This is a genomic window from Enterobacter sp. PTB (genome assembly GCF_051130085.1).
Classification (GTDB): Bacteria; Pseudomonadota; Gammaproteobacteria; order Enterobacterales; family Enterobacteriaceae; genus Enterobacter; species Enterobacter ludwigii.
On record NZ_JBDKEE010000090.1, the window covers coordinates 1 to 1,134 of the forward strand.

Consider the following 1,134-nt stretch of genomic DNA (forward strand, 5'->3'; position numbering starts at 1 on the left):
GTAGCTTCAGACGGGAGAGGCACCGACAGCCCCTTAACATCGGTATCGAGCATGATATTGCGGACAGTCAGTTAAACGCTTTTCTGCAGCACATCCGTAAGCGCTCCGTCCTGAGCGTGGTCGTAAGGATTATTTTACAGAAGAGAGGTTCCAGGGGAGCAGCTCATGTACCCGGTTTGAAGGCCAGTCGTTGAGCTTGCCGATGACCTCACGCAGCCAGCCTTCCGGCTCCACGCCGTTCAGCTTGCAGGTGCCGAGCAGGCTGTAGATGATTGCTGCAGACTCACCGCCGTTATCAGAACCGAAGAAGAGATAATTTTTTCTGCCAACGGCCACTGTACGCAGCGCGTTTTCGCCGATGTTATTGTCGATTTCCACCTGACCGTTGCGGCAGTATTCGTTCAGCGCATCCCATTGTTTCAGCATGTACGTGAACGCCTTCGCCATCTCAGCGTGAACCGACAGTGTTTTCATCTGCTCCAGGACCCAGTCATGCAACGACTGCATCTGTGGTACCGTCCGCTCCTTTCTGGCTATCAGTCTTTCACCTGGAGGGAGCCCACGGATTTCGGCTTCGATAACGTACAGCGCGGCTATGCGTTTCAGTGCTTCATTCGTCATGTCTGTCGGTCGTCGCGCATGCTCATCATGGATTTTTCGTCTGGCATGCGCCATGCACGCCGCTTCTCTGATGTGCCCGGACTCATACAGCGCGTCGTAAGCGCCGTACGCATCGGCCTGAAGCACGCCTCTGTACCCGGAGAGATGTCGCTGCGGGTGTTCCCCCTTCCGGTCCGCTGAGTACGAGAACCAGACAGCTGGCGGTTCTGTCACCCCGGCGTTGCGGTCATCCCGGACGTAGACCCACAGCCGACCGGTTCGCGTTTTACCACTCCCGGGCTCCAGCACCCTGACCGGCGTGTCATCAGTGTGCACCTTGCCAGCCTGCAGAACGTACTGGTTGAGCGCCTCATACAGCGGACGAAGCCGGTTGCCCATCATCGCGACCCAGCGGACCATCGTGTTACGGCTCAGCGCCAGCCCATGACGGGCGTAGATTTCAGACTGTCGGTACAGCGGCGTGTGCTCCACATATTTTCCGACCAGGATACGGGCCAGCAGGCTGCTGCCCAC

Annotated in this window: 1 protein-coding gene; it reads right to left on the bottom strand. The window is 57.8% G+C overall.

Translation table 11 applies throughout. The features are described 5' to 3' along the window. Positions 1-129 precede the first annotated feature (129 nt). Positions 130-1,134, bottom strand: a 1,005-nt coding sequence (tnpC, locus tag AAIR21_RS27690; protein ID WP_434682814.1) for an IS66 family transposase, incomplete at its 5' end; no start/stop codon positions are given.